The sequence below is a fragment of the Pseudomonas rhizoryzae genome, assembly GCF_005250615.1.
Classification (GTDB): domain Bacteria; phylum Pseudomonadota; class Gammaproteobacteria; order Pseudomonadales; family Pseudomonadaceae; genus Chryseomonas; species Chryseomonas rhizoryzae.
This window is the reverse complement of record NZ_SULM01000009.1, coordinates 100,147-119,421: the sequence shown is the minus strand read 5'-3', so window position 1 is coordinate 119,421 and position 19,275 is coordinate 100,147. Positions and strand designations below refer to the sequence as shown.

Below are 19,275 nucleotides of genomic sequence, written 5' to 3'. Positions count from 1 at the left end.
AAAAAAGGGCTTGACGCTCCGGTGCTGGTCTGTAGAATGCGCACCCACAGCAGGCACGTAGCTCAGTTGGTTAGAGCACCACCTTGACATGGTGGGGGTCGTTGGTTCGAATCCAATCGTGCCTACCAAATAAAATCCACTCTGCTGGTGGTGCAAAAGGGCGATCCGAAAGGGTCGCCCTTTTTCGTTTGGGGTGTTTGAAAATCCTCTTGGGAGATGGCTGGTGCCGCTCATCGAGTGCAAGGTTCGGTGAGTTATGAATCTCCCGGAAATCTTCATGGGGTTGATTTGCCTCTTCCGCGTCGGGAGCTGGCGAAGGGGCTCCGCCGAATCTTGGAAGCTTCATAGGTCCACCGCGTTGATAGATCACTCGGCCAAGCGCTAGGACGTTACCCTTGGTTCGTGCCTATGGAACGTGCGATCGCCTTTCTAGGCTCCCTGGAGGCTCTATCTAGATTTCGCTGGCGAACTTTCGGCTCATTCTTGAAAAGGAATAAGTAAAAGGGGGCGATCCCCTGGATCGCCCCCTTTTACTTCTAAGCTAAGTGTCAGTGGTTATTTGCTCGGGGTGACGGTCTCGGTGAAGGAGCCTACCGGTTGCAAACCATGTGCATTAGCCGCGAAGTTCACGTCGGTGGAGGCGAAGCGCACTTCGTCCTGAACCTTCTTGAGGGCCAGGTTGGCCTCGTAGTACTTATCGCCGGCCAGTAGTTTGGCAGCCTGATCGACATCGGCTACGGTTTGCTTGAGCGGGGCCAGAGCGATGGACGTATCGACATTGACACCGGCCAAGCGTAGAACTTCCGCAGCACCCTTGGCATCGCCATGCTTGAGTTTCGCATTGGCGTCAGCGACCGCCTTGACCTTCTGCGGACTGGCGAGATAGTTATCCTGGATGACGGTGTCACCCCAGATGGGCAACCAAGCTTTCGCAGTGGTGTCCGTGTCGGCCTTGCCTTGGCTGTCTTTGACCTGCAGGTCACTGGCTGCTTTGGTAAAGGCCGTATTGTCTTTCTCGGCAAGCTTCAGCGCATGCTGAGCCTCCTTGACTTGCTCCAGTGCTTTCTTCGGTTGTCCCTGGAAGAGCTCGATCCGAGCGCTGGAGATGTCCACAAAGGCGCGTTGGCCTTGGGTAGAGAGGGCTTGGAAGCTGCTCAGGGCGCTTGGGCTGGGAGCTTCGGTGGCGGCATAAGCCACGGACGAGCAAGCAGCTACAATGGCGGCGACCAGAATGCTTTTTGCCAGTTTGTTTTTGACGTTCATTTTGTTACCTCCATGGAACATGCATTTAAGTGAAGTGGACTGCTCAGGTACCAGAACGGGGTTCTAACTAGGTTCTGTAGTGCCTGGTGTCGATGATCTGTCAGTGCGTCTTAACAATTGGTTAAGAGCGAAAAACTTTTTAGTTTCATTCGGGAGAAACTTATTTTTGAGGGAAAGGTCATCAGGCTTTTATTTTTTATCATCCCCTTTGCGGTGGGGTTGCGCCCGGTTTAATAAGTAAAACTTAAGGTTCCATAGGCTGGCTAAAGTTGAATGCCGGCTGAATGGCGCTGTGTGTGGCTAGGGTAAGTTGAATGATCTGGCGGTTGCTGGTGTTGGTAGGTGTTCTATCTCGTGCTCGTGGTGGTCCAGCTTTTAACGTAGAATGTCAGATAATTTTATGTGCTGTGTCCATGTGATGCAGGGTGGCGGTTTGGTGCGGGATAGCGAGGAGGTAGCGATGACTCAGGGTGGTGAAGGGCGGCAGATCGGCAAAGGCGGCTGCCTGGGGTTGATCCTGTTGTCGATCCTGTTCGCGGTGGTGGTCTTCGGCTCCATCATCTACGTCTATCGTCACTACGCGACACCGGCCAATCGCGCCAACGAGCAGCAGGCCATCGATCAGTGCCTGGCGCGGGCCAATGCACCCGACACCACGCCAGCCGATCGGCAGTCGCTATTGGAGAACTGCCAGGAAATGCAGAAGCAGTTCCTCAAGAAGTATCCCGACGCCGCGCGCTGATCTGGCCGAAAGCATCTGCGCAGTTGCGTCAGGTGCCCGTTTCTGAAAGGATTTCCGTCCCCAAACTTCCAGTGAATCTTTCGCGTCGCCCGGAATGCCTTGCGGCCCTGCCACTGTGCGGCGGGATTTCCAGCGATGCGGCTGCTTACTGGCCAATCCCACCATGTGGCCCTTGGTATGGGTCACCACTGAGTTGAGGAGGCGCCATGCCTGTCATTACTCTCCCCGACGGTAGCCAACGTCCGTTCGACAAGCCCGTCACCGTAGCCGAAGTCGCCCAGTCCATCGGCGCCGGTCTCGCCAAGGCCACCATTGCCGGTCGTGTCGACGGTCAACTGCGCGATGCCAGCGATCTTATCGAGCAGGATGCCAACCTCCAGATCATCACCGCCAAGGACGAGGACGGTCTGGAGATCATCCGCCACTCCTGCGCCCACCTGGTGGGTCATGCGGTCAAGCAGCTGTTCCCGACCGCCAAGATGGTCATTGGTCCGGTGATCGACGAAGGCTTCTACTACGACATCTCCTTCGAGCGTCCCTTTACCCTCGACGACCTCTCGGCCATCGAGACGCGGATGCGCGAGTTGATCGACAAGGACTACGACGTCATCAAGAAGATGACGCCGCGCGCCGAGGTCATCGAGGTGTTCAAGTCCCGGGGTGAGGAGTACAAGCTACGCCTGATCGACGACATGCCCGAGGAGCAGGCCATGGGCCTGTACTACCACGAGGAATACGTCGATATGTGCCGGGGCCCGCACGTCCCGAACACCCGCTTCCTCAAGGCGTTCAAGCTGACCAAACTGTCCGGTGCCTACTGGCGCGGTGACTCCAAGAACGAGCAACTGCAGCGCATCTACGGCACCGCCTGGGCCGACAAGAAGCAGCTGGCCGCCTATATCCAGCGCATCGAGGAAGCCGAGAAGCGCGACCATCGCCGCATCGGCAAGCAACTCGATCTCTTCCACCTCCAGGAAGAAGCGCCCGGCATGGTGTTCTGGCACGCCAATGGCTGGACCGTCTACCAGGTACTCGAGCAGTACATGCGCAAGGTTCAGCGCGAGCACGGCTACCAGGAGATCAAGACGCCCCAGGTGGTCGATCGCATCCTCTGGGAGCGTTCGGGTCACTGGTCCAACTACGCCGAGAACATGTTCACCACGGCCTCGGAAAATCGCGACTTCGCGGTGAAGCCCATGAACTGCCCCTGCCATGTGCAGGTGTTCAATCAAGGCCTGAAGTCCTACCGTGACCTGCCGCTGCGCCTGGCCGAGTTCGGTGCCTGCCACCGCAACGAGCCCTCGGGTGCCCTACACGGCATCATGCGTGTGCGTGGCTTCACCCAGGACGACGCCCACATCTTCTGCACCGAGGAGCAGGTGGAGAAGGAAGCGGCTGACTTCATCAAGCTGACCCTGCAGGTCTATGCCGACTTTGGTTTCACCGACGTGGCCATGAAGCTCTCTACCCGGCCCGCCAAGCGCGTTGGCTCGGAAGAGCTGTGGGATCGCGCCGAGAAGGCACTGGCTGACGCCCTGAATGCCTCGGGTCTGGACTGGGAATACCAGCCGGGCGAGGGCGCGTTCTACGGGCCGAAGATCGAATTCACCCTCAAGGACTGCCTGGGTCGTAACTGGCAGTGCGGTACTCTACAGTACGATCCGAACCTGCCCGAGCGTCTCGACGCCAGCTACGTCTCCGAAGACAACAGTCGCCAGCGTCCGGTAATGCTGCACCGTGCCATCCTCGGCTCCTTCGAGCGCTTCATCGGCATGCTCATCGAGCATTACGCTGGTCTGTTCCCGGCCTGGCTCGCGCCGACCCAGGCGGTGGTGCTCAACATCACCGACAAACAGGCCGATTTCGCCCAGCAGGTCGTCGGCGAATTGAACGCCGAGGGCTTCCGCGCCAAGGTCGACTTGAGAAACGAGAAGATCGGCTTTAAAATCCGCGAGCATACTTTGCTCAAGGTTCCCTATCTCCTGGTTATTGGAGACCGGGAGGTTGAGACACGATCCGTTGCCGTGCGTACCCGTGAAGGCGTTGACCTGGGCTCCATGCCCATCGAGCGTTTCCGCGAGCTGCTCACGCAAGCGGTTTCCCGGCGTGGCCGGCAAGAATCGGAGTAATCACTATCAAGCAGCGTGACATGAGACAAGACAAGCGAGCCGCACCTCGGGCACCGATCAACGAAAATATCACCGCCCGGGAAGTTCGCCTTATTGGCGCCGATGGTCAGCAAGTAGGCATCGTCTCCATCCAGGAGGCCCTGCAGGCTGCTGAAGACGCCAAGCTGGATCTGGTGGAAATCACCGCCGACGCCGTACCCCCGGTCTGCCGGATCATGGACTACGGCAAGCACGTCTTCGAGAAGAAGAAGCAAGTCGCGGCGGCGAAGAAGAACCAGAAGCAGGCTCAGGTCAAAGAAATCAAGTTTCGTCCAGGGACGGAAGAAGGGGATTACCAGGTAAAACTACGCAACCTGGTACGTTTCCTAACCGAGGGGGACAAGGCCAAGATCTCGTTGAGATTCCGCGGCCGGGAGATGGCCCACCAGGAGCTGGGCATGGAGCTGTTGAAGCGGGTCGAAGCCGACCTCGCCGAACATGGTTCCGTTGAGCAGCATCCTAAGATGGAAGGACGCCAACTCATCATGGTCATCGCCCCCAAGAAGAAAAAGTAACCACCAGGGCACTGGCAGGCCTTGCGGTTATGCGTAATCACTCAATGCGGAGTATCCGAACATGCCAAAGATGAAAACCAAAAGCGGCGCTGCGAAGCGCTTCATGAAAACTGCTGGCGGCATCAAGCACAAGCACGCTTTCAAGAGCCACATTCTGACCAAGATGACCACCAAGCGTAAGCGTCAGCTGCGCGGTACGTCGCTGATGCATGCATCCGACGTCCAAAAGGTCGAGCGCATGCTGCGCCTTCGTTAATCCTGGTCAAGAATCTAGAGGAAGTTACTCATGGCTCGTGTTAAGCGTGGCGTCATCGCTCGTCGCCGTCACAAGAAAATCCTGAAGCTCGCCAAAGGCTACTACGGTGCCCGTTCGCGCGTCTTCCGCGTCGCTAAGCAAGCGGTAATCAAGGCAGGCCAATACGCCTACCGTGACCGTCGTCAGCGTAAGCGTCAGTTCCGCGCTCTGTGGATCGCTCGTATCAACGCTGGTGCTCGTATCAACGGTCTGTCCTACAGCCGTCTGATCGCCGGTCTGAAAAAAGCGGCCATCGAGATCGACCGTAAGGTGCTGGCCGATCTGGCCGTGAACGAAAAAGCGGCGTTTGCTGCGATTGTCGAGAAAGCTAAAGCTTCGCTGGCTTAAGCCCCCCGGCAATCTCGCGCCTCTGGCGCGAAGCAACGTTATCGATAGGGGAAGAGCCTCATAGCTCTTCCCCTATTTTGTATCTGGAGTCCCTAGATGGAAAACCTGGATGCGCTGGTCTCCCAAGCCCTGGAGGCCGTGCGGCACACCGAAGACACCAATGCCCTGGAACAGCTCCGGGTCAATTACCTAGGCAAGAAGGGTGAGCTGACCCAGATCATGAAGACCCTGGGCCACCTCACGGCGGAGGAGCGCCCTCAAGCGGGTGCCCTGATCAACGCCGCCAAGGAACGTGTCCAGGACGCAATCAACAGCCGCAAGACGACGCTGGAGCAGGCCGCGCTGGCCGCTCGCCTCGCCGCTGAACGTATCGACGTGACCCTGCCGGGACGCGGTCAGGCCTCCGGCGGTCTGCATCCGGTCACCCGCACCCTGGAACGCATCGAGCGCCTGTTCGCCAACATCGGCTATGGCGTCGCCACCGGTCCCGAGATCGAAGACGACTACCATAACTTCGAGGCGCTCAACATCCCCGGCCACCACCCGGCGCGGGCGATGCACGACACCTTCTACTTCAACGCCAACATGTTGCTGCGTACCCACACCTCGCCGGTGCAGATCCGCACCATGGAGAGCCAGCAGCCGCCGATCCGCATCATCTGTCCAGGTCGTGTCTACCGCTGCGACAGCGACCAGACGCATTCGCCCATGTTCCACCAGGTCGAAGGCTTGGTGATCGACGAGGAAGTCAGCTTCGCCGACCTCAAGAGCACCCTGGTGAGCTTCTTGCGCGAATTCTTCGAGGAAGAGCTGGAAGTGCGCTTCCGTCCGTCCTACTTCCCCTTCACCGAGCCCTCCGCCGAGGTGGATATCCGTCGTCCGAGCCGCGACGGCGAACCGGCTTCGCGCTGGCTCGAGGTGCTGGGCTGCGGCATGGTCCACCCCAATGTCCTGCGCATGGCCGGCATCGATCCGGAGAAGTACCAGGGCTTCGCCTTCGGCATGGGCGCCGAGCGCCTGGCCATGCTGCGCTATGGGGTCAACGACCTGCGCCTCTTCTTCGACAACGATCTGCGCTTCCTGGCGCAATTCCGCTAGCCGCCAGACGGGAGTCCTATGAAATTCAGTGAACAATGGCTGCGTAGCTGGGTGAACCCCGCGGCTACGCACGAGGATCTGGTCGCCCGGCTGTCCATGGCCGGCCTGGAAGTGGACGGCGTCGAAGCGGCGGCTGGTAGCTTCCAAGGCGTCATCGTCGGCGAGGTGGTTTCCGTCGAGCGTCATCCCGATGCCGACAAGCTCAATGTCTGCCAGGTGAGCAACGGTCAGGAATCCTTCCAGGTGGTCTGTGGTGCGCCCAATGTGCGCGCCGGCCTGAAGGTGCCCTTCGCCACCGTCGGCGCCACCCTGCCCGGTGATTTCACCATCAAGAAGGCCAAGCTGCGCGGCGTGGAATCCCACGGCATGCTCTGCTCGGCCAGCGAACTGCAGATCAGCGACGACAACAGCGGACTGCTGGAGCTTCCCGCCGCTGCTCCGGTGGGCGAGAGCGTCCGCAGCTACCTGCAGCTGGACGACGCCATCATCGACGTCGACCTGACGCCGAACCGCGGCGACTGCCTGTCCATCGCCGGTCTGGCGCGGGAAGTCGGTGCGCTCTACGACACCGCGGTCGAGCCGCTGCAGGTCGAGCCGGTGGCCCCCGTGCACCAGGAGACCCGCCCGGTCGAGGTGCTGACGCCCGAGGCTTGCCCGCGCTACCTAGGTCGCGTGGTCAAGAATGTCGACCTGTCCCGTCCAACCCCGGACTGGATGGTCGAGCGCCTGCGCCGTAGCGGCGTGCGCAGCATCGACGCCGCCGTCGACGTTACCAACTATGTGATGCTCGAACTGGGTCAGCCCATGCATGCCTTCGATCTGGACCAGATCAAGGGTGGCATCCGGGTACGCCTGGCCGATGCCGGCGAGCGCCTGGTGCTGCTGGACGGCCAGGACATCGAACTGCGTAACGATACCCTGGTGATCGCCGACCACGAGCGTGCCCTGGCCATCGCTGGCGTGATGGGCGGCGAGCACAGCGGTGTGGCCGCCGGTACCCGCGATCTGTTCCTGGAAAGCGCCTTCTTCGACACCATCGCCGTGGCCGGCAAGGCCCGTTCCTATGGCCTGCACACCGATTCCTCCCACCGTTTCGAGCGGGGCGTGGACTTCGAGCTGGCGCGCAAGGCCATGGAGCGCGCGACCCGCCTGCTGCTGGACATCGTCGGTGGCGAGCCCGGTCCGGTCATCGAGGTGGTGAGTGCCGAGCACCTGCCGCAGGTCGAGCCGATCCTGCTGCGCGCCGAGCGCATCGAGCGCGTCCTGGGTCTGACCCTGGACGATGCCCAGGTCGAGCGGCTGCTCAGTGGTCTGGGTCTGGCCGTAGCCCGCCTGGAAGCCGGTCGCTGGCAGGTAGGCGTGCCCAGCCACAGGTTCGACATCAGCATCGAAGTGGATCTGATCGAAGAACTGGCCCGCCTGTACGGCTACAACCAGCTGCCGATCCGTTTTCCCCAGGCACGCCTGGCGCCGCAACCCCTGCCCGAAAGCAAGGGCGAACTGAGCCAGCTGCGTCGCCTGCTGGTGGCCCGCGGTTACCAGGAAGCCATCACCTACAGCTTCATCGACGAAAAGACCTTCCGTCTGTTCGCCCCCGAGGCCCAGCCGGTGATGCTGGCCAACCCCATCTCCACCGACATGGCCGCGATGCGCTCTTCGCTGTGGCCGGGTCTGGTCAAGGCGGTGCAATACAACCTCAACCGTCAGCAGGACCGCGTCCGGCTGTTCGAGTCGGGGCTGAGATTCGTCGGTCAACTGGATAACCTGGTCCAGGAAAACGTCCTGGCCGGTGCGGTCTGCGGTTCGCGTCTGCCGGAGAGCTGGTCGTCCGGCCGTGAGGCGGTGGACTTCTTCGACGTCAAGGCCGATGTCGAGGCGCTGCTGGCCCAGGCTGGGGCAGGTAGCGACTTCCGCTTCGTCTCAGGCGAGCATCCGGCGTTGCACCCGGGGCAGACCGCGCTGATCGAGCGGGCAGGGCAGCCGGTGGGCTACCTGGGCGCCTTGCATCCGGAAGTGGCGCGTGAGCTGGACGTAGATCGTCCGGTATTCCTCTTCGAGCTGGTGCTGGATGCCCTGACCACCGGCAGCCTGCCGCGCTTTGGTGAGCTGTCGCGCTTCCCGGAAGTGCGGCGTGACCTGGCGCTGGTAGTGGACGAAACCGTCGCCGCTGGTGACCTCCTGGCTGACATCCGCGAAAACGCCGGAGACGGCCTCAAGGAGCTACGTCTATTCGACGTCTACCAAGGCAAAGGTATTGATCCGCATAGAAAAAGCGTCGCCATTGGCTTGACCTTGCAACATCCATCGCGCACATTAACCGATGAAGAAGTCAACGAAACGACGCAGAAAATCCTCGTTTCTCTGGAAAGAAGGTTCAACGCCACGTTAAGGAAATAGCGCATGGGGGCCCTGACGAAAGCTGAGATGGCCGAACGTCTGTTTGAAGAGCTCGGTCTGAACAAACGTGAAGCCAAGGAATTGGTCGAACTGTTCTTCGAAGAAATTCGTCATGCGCTCGAAAGCAACGAGCAGGTCAAGTTGTCCGGTTTCGGCAACTTCGACCTGCGCGACAAGCGCCAGCGCCCCGGACGCAATCCCAAAACGGGGGAGGAAATACCCATCACGGCCCGCCGTGTGGTGACCTTCCGCCCCGGGCAGAAACTCAAAGCCAGGGTCGAGGCCTATGCTGGAACCAAGTCATAACGACGAGCTGCCGCCCATACCGGGCAAGCGCTACTTCACCATCGGTGAGGTGAGCGACCTTTGCCTGGTCAAGCCGCACGTGCTGCGCTACTGGGAGCAGGAATTTCCCCAGCTCAACCCGGTGAAACGACGCGGAAACCGGCGCTACTACCAGCGCCATGACGTGCTGATGATCCGCCAGATCCGCGCACTGCTGTACAACGAAGGTTTCACCATCGGCGGGGCGCGGCAGCGTCTCACCCAGGGCGACGAGACCCGTGATGAAGGTTCGCAATACCACCAGCTCATCCGCCAGATGATCAGCGAACTCGAAGAAGTCCTCGTCGTACTGAAAAAGTGAAAAAAAGCTTCCGTTAATCAAAGTGTTGCAGTAAGATGCACGCCGTTCCCTAGGGAACACAGTCGGGGCGTAGCGCAGCCTGGTAGCGCACTTGCATGGGGTGCAAGGGGTCGAGTGTTCGAATCACTCCGTCCCGACCAAATAGTAAACAAAGAGGCCAATCGGAAACGATTGGCCTCTTTGTTTTGTAGGTCAAAAATCTACCTTGTAGCTGGCAACGGATCTAGCGCTGGGCCTTTATCCTGCTTGGCTCTCTTCCTTTTCATAGGACCTGCTTTTTACCCCTGCGGATCTTCGATCCTGCCTGTCCATGCCTCTATATCCCTGACAAAATTGTCATGCGCCGGTACCAATTCCTGACCATTCGATCAGGATAATTTAGCGAGGTCATCTCCTGGACCTCGAATCATGTCGCGCTTTCTTTCTTCTCTGACTCTCACCCTGCTGGGGACCGCGCTGCTCGATCAGGCGCAGGCGGCCCTGCCGCAGCATCCCGATCTCGACCTCGCGACCGCCCAGCGCTTGGCGCAGGCCGCGCCCTGCAGCGCGGCTCTCGCGGTGCTCGACCGCAGCGGCCAGCCGATCCTCCTGCAGCGCGATACCCGCGTTGGGCCGCACAACGCCGAGGCGGCGCGGCGCAAGGCTTTCACCGCGCTGTCCACCCGCACGTCGTCACAGGCGCTGGCCGAACGTGCGCGGCAAAACCCCGATGCGGCCAACCTCGTCACGCTGCCCGAGTTGCTGCTGCTGGGCGGTGGTATCCCGCTCTATGAAGGCGACCAACTGGTTGGTGCCCTGGGCATCGCCGGTGCCGGCGGTGGCGGGGCCGATGAGCGCTGTGCGCTGGCCGCGGCTCGACACCTCGCTTTGCAATCCCATCCCTAAAGGAGAATCCCATGAAGACTTTCGTGCTCTTGGCCGCCTTGGCGCTACCGGGCCTGGCCGTCGCCGCGCCCAATCCCCTCAGTGTCCATGTGTTGAATCTGGAAACCGGGGTGCCCTCGGCGGGGGTTCACGTGACCCTGGAGCGCCAGGTAGGCGAGAGCTGGCAGCCGCTGGCGGAAGAGGTCACCAACGAGCAGGGGCGAGTGCCGGCGCTGTTTCCCGAGGACCAGACTTTTGCGAAGGGTGAGTACCGGGTGGTCTTCAAGACCGGGGACTACTACCGCCAGCAGGGGCGTAGCGCCTTCTTCCCGGAGATTCCGGTGGTGTTCGAGGTGACCCAGCCGGCGCAGCACTACCATATTCCGCTGCTGCTCAGTCCCTATGGATTCAGCACCTACCGCGGCTCCTAGCGGGATGGCGAGGCGGCCTGCCTTGCACTCTTCTGCTGCGCCTAGGCCGGCGCCGTGCGGTCTGTTGAAAAGCGATAGCGCCCGCCGCCTCTTCCCGTATCCCAGGTCCCTCAAGAGCGGCGCGCTGCAGGCTGGGCGGCAAGGTCATGGGACCTGTTTTTCCTTGGGTTGAAATGGGGGCACCGGCCTCGGTAGCGCTGCAACCCCTGGGGCAGTCGGGATGGTTCTAGCTTATGAATAAGTTGATTAATGGCTGTGGAGGAGGCCGTCGAGACAACGGCATTAAGTGAGTCCTAATCGGCAATGTGTAGCGTTGATCGCGTCAATCGTTGTTGTGCCCCGTTATTTTTTCGGCCGGCGCCATCGATCATGTATGACCAATGACGTTCACCGTTGCTTTATCGGGAGCTGGTGGGTATGCCGTCCGATCGGTCTTCGCTTAGCTTTTCCAGCTGTTTTGCTTACGCGATCTCAGGCAGGTCGCAGTCGTGAGCCAGGGCTTCGCGTCACTCCGCAACAGCCAACACGGTCCGGTACTTCTGCTCGCCTCCGGACCTTCGGCGGCAGAGCTCTGCCTGGACGCCTGGCGGGATGTGCCGATCATCACCATGAACGGCGCCATCGCCAAGCTGAGTGGGAGTGGTATCCGCCCGCTGTTCTATGTGTGCAGCGACCTGAGCTTTGCCGAGCAGCAACCCGACCTCTACGAACTCGGACTCGAGCAGGCGCAACGGCTGGCGTTGTGGCCGGCGGCGATCGAAAGGTTATCGGCGAAGCTACAGGGCAAGGCCCATGTGCTGAGGCGCGCGCCCAGTCGGCGTCTGGAGCATTACCTCGGGCGCGAGCGCGATCAGGCTGAACGCATCCTCACCTTGCTCAGCCGGCGGGCGCGCGACCTAGGTTTCAGTCGCGATATGGATTACGGCATCTTCGATGTCCGTACCGTCGCCTACATTGCCCTGCAACTGGCCTACCACCTGGGTTTCACGGAGCTTTATCTGGCCGGCGTCGATCTCAACGCCCAGGCACCGCGGTTCTATGAGGACGGTAACCGTCCAGCATCGCCCTGCGGCCTGGACGAGCATCTGTATCACCGCATCCTGCCCGGCCTGACGATCATGCAGACGGTGCTCGCGGCCGAAGGGCGCCAGGTGTTCAATCTCTCGCGCACCAGCCGCGTTCCTGCCGAGCTCATCCCGCGGGCCGATCTTGCCGCCGTCGAGGCGGCCTGGTTGGGTCAGCGGACTCGCCAGGCCAGCTGATCGACGGGCCCAGGGTAATTGCAGTCGCTCAGGAGAGCGAAACAGCGGCCCCTCGCGATCAACTGACCTTTGATCCTCACCGCCAGCCCAGGGCGAGCCAGGCGACCAGGACGTAGCGGGTGGCCTTGGCCAGGGTCACGGCCAGCAGAAAGCGCCAGAGCGGTTCCCGCATCACCCCGGCTACCAGGGTCAGGGGGTCGCCGATGATCGGTGTCCAACTGAGCAGCAGCGACCACCAGCCATAACGGTGGTAGGCCGCCTGGATGCGCGTCAGCCGCTCTGGCGATACCGGGAACCAGCGACGCTGGCGGAAGCGTTCGAGGTGCAGGCCCAGCCACCAATTCAGCGTCGAGCCGGCGACGTTGCCGAGGGTGGCAGCCAGCAGCAGGAGTGCTGTCGCGTAGCGCTCGGTCAGCAGCAGCCCGGCCAGCGCGGCTTCCGATTGCAGGGGGAGCAGGGTGGCGGCGCCGAAGGCCAGGGCGCTCAGGCCCAGGTAGACGCTCAGGGCTTCCAGGACGGGATCTCCATGATGGTAAGGCGCAGGCCTGTCGGGCCGTGATCAGGCGTCCAGCCAGGGTAGTGCAGAAAGGCCGAAGGCGCGAAGACGGCCGCCGGGAAAGGTCGAGAGCGGTGCCGCGGGAAGCGTCCTAGTGGTCTGGAGCGCTTCCCGCCGCCTGATCGGCTACCGCCTGGCGGCTCGGTCGGTCAAAGCACGAATTCAGCGACGACCTGGTGCAAGCCCATGGCCAGCCGCGAGACTTCGTTGCTGGCGGTTGCCGTCTGGTGGCTGCCGGTCGCCGTCTGGTGCGAGAGATCCTTGATGCTGATGAGGTTGCGATCGATTTCCCGGGCGACCTGGGCCTGTTCTTCCGCCGCCGTGGCGATCAGGGCATTACGTTCGTTGATGGTCGCCATGGCTCCGGCGATCTCCGTCAGGGCGCTGCTGGCGTTCTGCGCCACCTGGATCGACTGGCCCGCCATCTGGCGACTGTTCTGGATGGCTTGAGTGGCCTGCTGCGAATCGCTTTGCATGGCGCTGATCATCTGCTCGATTTCGCGCGTCGATTGCTGGGTGCGATGGGCGAGCGCGCGCACCTCGTCGGCCACTACGGCGAAGCCCCGGCCCTGTTCGCCGGCACGTGCCGCCTCGATCGCGGCGTTGAGGGCGAGGAGGTTGGTCTGCTCGGCGATGGAGCGGATCACCTCGACCACGGAGCTGACTTCCTGGGCGCGGGACGACAAGGCCTGGACCTGTTCGCTGGTATCGCCCACGTTCTGGCTCAGGTCGCGGATCGCGGTCAGGGTGGAACTGACATGGCCCAGCCCGACATGGGTGAGGCCCTGGGTGCGTTGCGAGGCTTCGGCGGTCTGCTCGGCATTGCGTGCCACCTCGTCGACAGCGGCGCTCATCTCGGTGACGGCCGTGGCCGCCTGGTTGACCTCGTCGTTCTGGCGCACCAGGCCACGATTGCCCTCGTCGATCACCGCGGTCATCTCTTCCGCAGCGGCAGCCAGCTGGGTCGAGCTCTCGGAGAGATGGGTGATGGTGGTTTTCAGGTTGCCCTGCATCTGTACCAGGGCGGTCAACAGGCCGGCAGCTTCGTCCTGACCCACGACGGTGATGCGTTCGGAAAGGTCCTTGGCGGCGATACGCTGGGCGATGCGTAAGGCTTCGCCAATGGGGACGGTGATGCTGCGAATGAGCAGGAACGCCAGGATGCAGGTTGCCAGCAAGGTGGCGGCGATCAGCCCGATGACCAGTCTCAAGCCCGTCGCATAGATTTCATTGGCCTCTGCTCCAGCCTGTTCGGCGCCTCTGTCGTTGAATTCGATGAGCCCCTGCAGCTGCTGTTGCATGCTGTCGGTGACCGGGCGGATGTCGCCATTGATCAGGGTCAGCGCGGCGGCATTGTCGCCGCTGCGGAACAGGGCTTCGAATTTTTCCAGCAGCTGCTGGTAGTTATCGGAGGTAGTACGGATTTGCTCGTATAGTCCGCGCTCCTCTGCACTGGAAACCAGCGGGGCGTATTGCGCGATCGCATCGACCAGGGCTTTGCGGTATTTGGGGAAGTCGTCCAGGACCTTCTGGCGCAGTTGCGTATCGCCGGTGGTCGTGCCTCTCAGGCTTTCCAGCCGGAGCCGCAGCATGCTGGAGCTGATCAGGCCGGCCTGGCGCACGCTTTCCATCCAGTCGTCTTCCACGACTTTCTCTGAGTCCTTGAGCTTGCCCATCTGCACGACGGCAGCAATCCCTAGTGCGAATACGATTGCGACGATAATCGAAAAGATGAAAACAGCCCTTGGCGTCAATCCCATCCGCCGGAGCAGCATGATGAACATCCTTTCAGGTAATCGGTGTCCTCAGGTTATTGGCGGCTCGTTCAGGTTCTGCAATACATTTTCTGTATAGAAGACCGGACTTTCCCTGTGGATTTATCGGTCCGGTTATTTCCGCTGAACTACCGTGTTGCCGTTTGGTAATACCGCAGCCTACCGTCCGACTGTTTAGCAGGGGGGTGGGCGGTACGAGTCTCCGGTGCAAGCGGTTTTAGGCGGGGTGCGAGTACTACCATTGGTGCCTGGGGCCAAGTTGAATGGAGATCGCACCCTCGGTGGCCCGAGAAGGGCGTCACACCGTCCATCGCTAAAACATCAGACGAATGGCTGCGCCCGCGTCAATTCAACCGTGCGATCCAGTCCGCTACGGCATCACCGCTGCCCATATCCGGCTGCACCAGGCCGTCGATCATGAAGGTGGGCGAGACATGGATGCCGTTCTGGCGGGCGTACTTGCAGTGCCATTTGATGGCGTGCTGCAGGTCGGGATTGGCGAAGGCCTCGGCCAGGGCCAGACCGCTGTAGCCTTCCAGGCGGGCGATGATGGCGTTGGGCGTGGCGTCGCGGTTGGGACCGGTGGCGTGATCCTTGAACTCGAATTCCTCGCGGTGAGCGGCGACCGCGGCCAGTACCGCCTTGGCGCTCTCCTTGCCGCCTGCGAGGGTTTCCGCGGCCAGCACGCAACGTACCACCACGCCGGAGAACAGGTGCCAAGGCTGGGATTGCAGGCGGATCTTCAGGGTGAGCCGGTCAGGGCCGGCCTGGGCCAGCAGGTCGTCGAGCTTGTTGAAGGCCTTGACCGAGAAGGGGCAGGTGGGTTCGAGAAAGACTTCGAAGGTGCGCGGGCCTTGGCCCCAACTGAGGGTGTCGGTGTACATCAAGAGCTCCTGTGACGTTGGGCGAAGCGACCGGAATGAGACCGCACGCCGTCCCTGGTGTTTGCCCGGTGCGGAAGGCTCTCAGGGAATCAGGCGCCGCCGCCGCATGTCCTCCAGGTGCTCCAGCAGCACCTCGTCCGACCTCAGGATCATCCGCTGGAAGCCAGCCTGACGCGCCTTGGTCACGTCGAAGATGGCGTCCTTCTCGACATGGAAGATGAAGTCGCCAAAGGCACCGGGTGCGATCCGCCGGGGATCGGCTTCGATCAGGTTCTCGCGTTGGGCCAAGGCCTGCCAGGTCGGCTTGAGCGCGGTCAGCCGCTGGTCCAGGGAGATCGGCTGGGGCTCGCCCACTTCCAGGCCGAACCAGTCGGCCAGCTTGGGCCAGACATGGCTCCAGCGGAAGACGTCGCCATTGGTGAGGTTGAAGGCGCCGTCGCGTTCTTCTTCGGCGGCCCAGACCGCTGCCTCGCCCAGCAGCGGCGCGGCGGTGACGTTGACCAGGGCGCCGCGATAGGCCTGCTCCGGGCCGGGGAACTGCATGGCGGTGCCGGTCTCCCGGCAGAGGGCGCCATAGAGGCCGATGAGATTGCCCAGGTTCATCGCCGAACCGAGCGAGTGACCGATGACGATGTCGGGCCGCAGGGCGGTCCAGCGGATGCCGTCCCCTTCCAGACTGCGGACGAAATCCTCGTGGCGGAAATAGAGGTTGGGCGGGAAGTGGCGGCTGTCGTCTTCCCGCGCTGGCGTCTTGTAGACGCCCAGGTGGGCGCCGTAGATCTTGCCGCCCTGGACGAAGGTGATGCGTGCCAGGGGGGCGCCCGCGCTACGTACCGCGGCCACCAGGTTTTCCAGCATGGCGGCGTTTTCATCGGCCTCCACGCCCGGGTCCGGATTGGGCTTGAGCGCACTATAGAAGAGGTGGGTCACCCCGGCGAACCTGTCCCTGGCGTCGGTTAGGCTGTCGACATCCAGCAGGTCGGCGGTCACGTGGGGGAAGCGGCTCGGCGCGTCCTGCGAGCGGCCCACGGTGATGATGGACCAGCCGCCCTGGGCAAAGGCGTCCAGCACGGCCTGGCCTATGATGCCGCTGGCGCCGGCGATGAGTAGCTGTCTTGCTGTCATGGGGTCTCCCGGTGAAGTCTGTCGAGGGCGATGAAGGGGAGACCCCGGCTGCCCTCGATTTGTCCCCGCGTCGGGCTGGACGGTCGGGGTTCTATGCCGCGCCAATTACGGTCACTGTGGAAGCTTCGCTGTCCAGTCTTGGAGTCTCCAGGCTAAGCTAGTCCAACTTCCTCCTCCGAAATTTGGAATGATTAAGTTTTAGGCTTGTTGTTTTGGTGTAAGAGATTGGTTAATTAGTATCCTGTCTTTTTTGATTTGTTTGATTAATAATATCTGTGAATTTGATTGGTTTTGGTTGATGTTTAGGGCGGGTAATGGCGGCGTTGCGCGACCCCAATGTGATTTATTTTGATTGTTTTAATTTTATTTCGGTGTAAGTTTGGATGCCTGTCTTTGGATTTAAGATAAATATTTTGAATTTTGAGTTTCTGGTATAGAGTCATATTTTGACTGCGAAATTAGTTTGCATTTCTAGCGGAGGTGGTCAATGGCTGCGTTATGGTTTTTTCTTAAGCAGTACTTCTATAGGCAAGAAAAAAAGCTAGGTGGCGAGTCCTTAGCAGTGCAGTCGGTGGAAATTGGATCGGATACTCCAATTCGTACGAAGGCCGAGGATCGCCTTAGAAGATCAGACTACGCTAGTCGTATCGCTGATGTGCTTTCAGAACTGAGTCTTCGCGAAGGTCGTGTTTTTGCGATTCGAGGTGGCTGGGGATTTGGTAAGTCTTCACTCAAGTATCTTGTAATTGAAAAGCTTGAAGCCAATAGTGGTAAAGCGGATTGGCTCGATTTCAACCCTTGGCAGTGGGGGGACGGTGAGGCCATCACAAGAGCACTTTTTGGTCAGATGGCTGATCGACTAGGCGGCGGCTACTCCCGGGCTGCTGTAGAGCGCGCGCGAACGTTGAGGCGCTATGGTGAAATACTTGCTGGTGCTAGTTTACCGCTCAAACAATTGGGAGCAGGTCAGAAGATCTCGTCAATACTGACGAACGCTTCAGTGGTTTCCGTTGCTGCAGCGATAGGCTTCAGTCTTCCTACTGCTGCGATAGTCGCAGCTGTTCTTGCAGGCCTATCTATTGCGACGTCGTTGGGCGGAAATTTATTAAAATATTTTGGGCGTGATCGCAGTAGTGAGCCTCTTGAAAAGGCTCGTGTGGATCTAGAGAGGCGACTGCGCAGGTTAAAGCGTCCGCTAATTGTATTTGTTGATGATATTGATAGACTTGAGCCTGATCAAATACGTGTGCTGTTAAAGCAGGTAAAGTCAAATGCAAATTTGCCTAACATTGTTTTTGTTTTGCTATTTCAGCCGAGCATTGTAGAAAAAGCTCTTGATCCGATTGCGGCTGGGAACGGTCGTGCGTTTCTTGAGAAAATTGTACAAGCTAACTTTGATCTTCCTGCTGTTTCAATAGGTATGGTGCATAAGATTTTTGCTGAGCAACTATCTCAATTAGCAATTCAATATGCTACAGAACAAAATGGTTTTTCAGATATACGTTGGGGTAATGGCTTGATAGGCTGTATCCAGCCTCATTTACTTAATATGCGAGATGCTTACAGGCTGCTTTCTTCCATCGCGGTACACATACCACTTCACGCCGACGAAAATCTATTTGAAGTAAATATAATAGATTTTTTGGTTTTGGAGACGCTGCGCGTTTTTGAGCCAGACCTACATGAAGCTATTTTTAGAGAAAGATCGTTGTTTTTGCAGGAGCATCGGTATAGAGGCGATGGCAGAGCGGCAGGGGCAAAGGAACTTTTAAATGCAGTGATTGAGATTGTTCCAGAAGTGCGTCGTGAACTCGCCCGAAGCACCGTTGTATATCTATTTCCTACCATTGAAGGGGTCTTGGGAAATACACACTACGGTGAAGGTTCTCGTCAGCAGTGGCTGACAGAAAAACGCGTATGTACTTCTCGTTTCTTTCCTCGTTACTTTGAGCTGCAAACAGCACTCGGTGAAATTTCGGAGCGCCGATTTGTCGAGTTTCTTGAGGCATCGTCCGATCCTAAAACTCTTGGGTATCTCATTCTTGAGATCGAGAGAGAGGGTTTGTTGGCCTCTCTTGTGAATAGACTGGATGAGTCTGTAGGGCGCTTACCAGTGGAGCATGCCCCAATTTTATTACCTGGAATGTTTTTAATTGCGCAAAAATTTGTAGGTTCCCAGCAGAGTTCTTTCAGTTCGCCATGGGTTTCCGCATGGCGAGCAACATCTTGGTATCTAAAAAATATACCAGAGAGCATCAGGGGAATGCTCGCGATAGAGTCGCTACGCACGACCAAAGCGCTTTCCGTTGCTGGGATTTTGATCCATTTGAGCGATCCCAATGATCATAGAGGGTCGGACAAATTTGATCCTGCGCTTGATTTGAATACTGTTAATGAAATGAAGTCAGTCTGGCTGCAGTTGGTCAGAGATCTTGCCACAGATGAGGAAAAAATGATCAGTGAGCCGGACCTTGTGTCCTTGCTATATCGATGGAAGAGTTTTTCAGGTTCTATTGATGAGCCAAGAGACTGGGTGTCGAAAGTCAGTAGTACAGACGAAGGGTTCGTTAGTCTTATTAAAGGAATGATGAGTGTCGGTACAAGTCATGCGGTAGGGGATCGCGTATCGAAATTCCACAATATGTTCAGTAAAGATAATATTAGTGATTTCATTGGTTTGGATGAAGCAAGAAAGAGATGTGACTCTATTAACTTGTTGGATTTCCCAGGGTGTGAATTGGCTTTGGTGACTCTTCGTAAGCACTTGGATGCTTGGTCGAAGGGTGAAGATAGTTTTATTTATCTGTAAGCTTGAATGATTCACTTGCAGGTGTCGTTCATTTTTGTTTTAAAAAATTTTTTGCGGCTGCATGATAATGTTATTGCTGTCTATCTTTTATGGCCAA

General features: G+C 59.2%; 18 protein-coding genes and 2 tRNA genes. 15 read left to right on the top strand and 5 right to left on the bottom strand.

Annotated features, from left to right (window positions below):
- Positions 1-51: 51 nt before the first annotated feature.
- A tRNA-Val gene (locus FAZ11_RS16225) sits at positions 52-128 on the top strand.
- A gap of 427 nt (positions 129-555) precedes the next feature.
- Here FAZ11_RS16225 and FAZ11_RS16220 read toward each other — a convergent pair.
- Positions 556-1,263, bottom strand: coding sequence for a YfdX family protein (locus FAZ11_RS16220; protein ID WP_058762415.1), 708 nt, complete (start codon positions 1,261-1,263; stop codon positions 556-558).
- Positions 1,264-1,723: 460 nt separating this feature from the next.
- Here FAZ11_RS16220 and FAZ11_RS16215 point away from each other — a divergent pair, with 460 nt between their 5' ends.
- From FAZ11_RS16215 to FAZ11_RS16155, 13 genes are all read left to right on the top strand, one after another.
- A complete protein-coding gene (locus tag FAZ11_RS16215; RefSeq protein WP_058762414.1) occupies positions 1,724-2,005 on the top strand; it encodes a hypothetical protein in 282 nt (93 codons plus the stop codon).
- 206 nt (positions 2,006-2,211) lie between these two features.
- Complete coding sequence (gene thrS, locus FAZ11_RS16210) at positions 2,212-4,134, top strand: threonine--tRNA ligase (RefSeq protein ID WP_058774058.1); 1,923 nt, start codon at positions 2,212-2,214, stop codon at positions 4,132-4,134.
- 20 nt (positions 4,135-4,154) lie between these two features.
- The gene (gene infC / locus FAZ11_RS16205; RefSeq protein ID WP_058762412.1) at positions 4,155-4,688 is read left to right on the top strand and encodes a translation initiation factor IF-3; all 534 of its coding nucleotides are present in this window, start codon (positions 4,155-4,157) and stop codon (positions 4,686-4,688) included.
- A 61-nt stretch (positions 4,689-4,749) separates the two neighbouring features.
- Positions 4,750-4,944 (top strand): 50S ribosomal protein L35, encoded by a 195-nt coding sequence (rpmI, locus tag FAZ11_RS16200; RefSeq protein ID WP_058762411.1) that lies wholly within the window; start codon positions 4,750-4,752, stop codon positions 4,942-4,944.
- A 30-nt stretch (positions 4,945-4,974) separates the two neighbouring features.
- Positions 4,975-5,331 carry a 50S ribosomal protein L20 gene (rplT, locus tag FAZ11_RS16195; RefSeq protein WP_058762410.1) on the top strand — a complete coding sequence of 119 codons (357 nt, stop codon included), beginning with the start codon at positions 4,975-4,977 and terminating at the stop codon, positions 5,329-5,331.
- 96 nt (positions 5,332-5,427) lie between these two features.
- On the top strand, positions 5,428-6,429 hold the full coding sequence (gene pheS, locus FAZ11_RS16190) for a phenylalanine--tRNA ligase subunit alpha (protein WP_058782231.1): 1,002 nt from the start codon (positions 5,428-5,430) through the stop codon (positions 6,427-6,429).
- A gap of 18 nt (positions 6,430-6,447) precedes the next feature.
- Positions 6,448-8,826 (top strand): phenylalanine--tRNA ligase subunit beta, encoded by a 2,379-nt coding sequence (gene pheT / locus FAZ11_RS16185; RefSeq protein ID WP_058774056.1) that lies wholly within the window; start codon positions 6,448-6,450, stop codon positions 8,824-8,826.
- Between the two features lie 3 nt (positions 8,827-8,829).
- Positions 8,830-9,132: an integration host factor subunit alpha gene (ihfA, locus tag FAZ11_RS16180; protein WP_007159196.1), complete on the top strand. Its 303-nt coding sequence runs from the start codon at positions 8,830-8,832 to the stop codon at positions 9,130-9,132.
- Complete coding sequence (locus tag FAZ11_RS16175) at positions 9,113-9,472, top strand: MerR family transcriptional regulator (RefSeq protein ID WP_058762407.1); 360 nt, start codon at positions 9,113-9,115, stop codon at positions 9,470-9,472. The genes ihfA and FAZ11_RS16175 overlap by 20 nt, the downstream gene beginning before the upstream one ends.
- 63 nt (positions 9,473-9,535) lie before the next feature.
- Positions 9,536-9,612, top strand: a tRNA-Pro gene (locus FAZ11_RS16170).
- A gap of 268 nt (positions 9,613-9,880) precedes the next feature.
- On the top strand, positions 9,881-10,357 hold the full coding sequence (locus FAZ11_RS16165) for a GlcG/HbpS family heme-binding protein (protein ID WP_058774055.1): 477 nt from the start codon (positions 9,881-9,883) through the stop codon (positions 10,355-10,357).
- Positions 10,358-10,368: 11 nt separating this feature from the next.
- Positions 10,369-10,767: a hydroxyisourate hydrolase gene (gene uraH, locus FAZ11_RS16160; RefSeq protein WP_058774054.1), complete on the top strand. Its 399-nt coding sequence runs from the start codon at positions 10,369-10,371 to the stop codon at positions 10,765-10,767.
- Positions 10,768-11,255: 488 nt separating this feature from the next.
- On the top strand, positions 11,256-12,029 hold the full coding sequence (locus FAZ11_RS16155) for a hypothetical protein (protein ID WP_058774053.1): 774 nt from the start codon (positions 11,256-11,258) through the stop codon (positions 12,027-12,029).
- A 76-nt stretch (positions 12,030-12,105) separates the two neighbouring features.
- On the opposite strand, the gene FAZ11_RS16150 is transcribed toward FAZ11_RS16155, so the two are convergent.
- From FAZ11_RS16150 to FAZ11_RS16135, 4 genes are all read right to left on the bottom strand, one after another.
- A complete protein-coding gene (locus FAZ11_RS16150; RefSeq protein ID WP_058774052.1) occupies positions 12,106-12,543 on the bottom strand; it encodes a YqaA family protein in 438 nt (145 codons plus the stop codon).
- 191 nt (positions 12,544-12,734) lie between these two features.
- A complete protein-coding gene (locus FAZ11_RS16145; RefSeq protein ID WP_058774116.1) occupies positions 12,735-14,360 on the bottom strand; it encodes a methyl-accepting chemotaxis protein in 1,626 nt (541 codons plus the stop codon).
- 344 nt (positions 14,361-14,704) lie between these two features.
- Positions 14,705-15,244, bottom strand: coding sequence for a DsbA family protein (locus tag FAZ11_RS16140; protein ID WP_058774051.1), 540 nt, complete (start codon positions 15,242-15,244; stop codon positions 14,705-14,707).
- An 81-nt stretch (positions 15,245-15,325) separates the two neighbouring features.
- Positions 15,326-16,369: an SDR family oxidoreductase gene (locus FAZ11_RS16135; RefSeq protein ID WP_058774050.1), complete on the bottom strand. Its 1,044-nt coding sequence runs from the start codon at positions 16,367-16,369 to the stop codon at positions 15,326-15,328.
- 487 nt (positions 16,370-16,856) lie between these two features.
- Between FAZ11_RS16135 and FAZ11_RS16130 the strand changes: the two genes are divergently transcribed.
- Positions 16,857-19,178 (top strand): KAP family P-loop NTPase fold protein, encoded by a 2,322-nt coding sequence (locus FAZ11_RS16130; RefSeq protein WP_081320075.1) that lies wholly within the window; start codon positions 16,857-16,859, stop codon positions 19,176-19,178.
- The last annotated feature ends 97 nt before the right edge of the window (positions 19,179-19,275 follow it).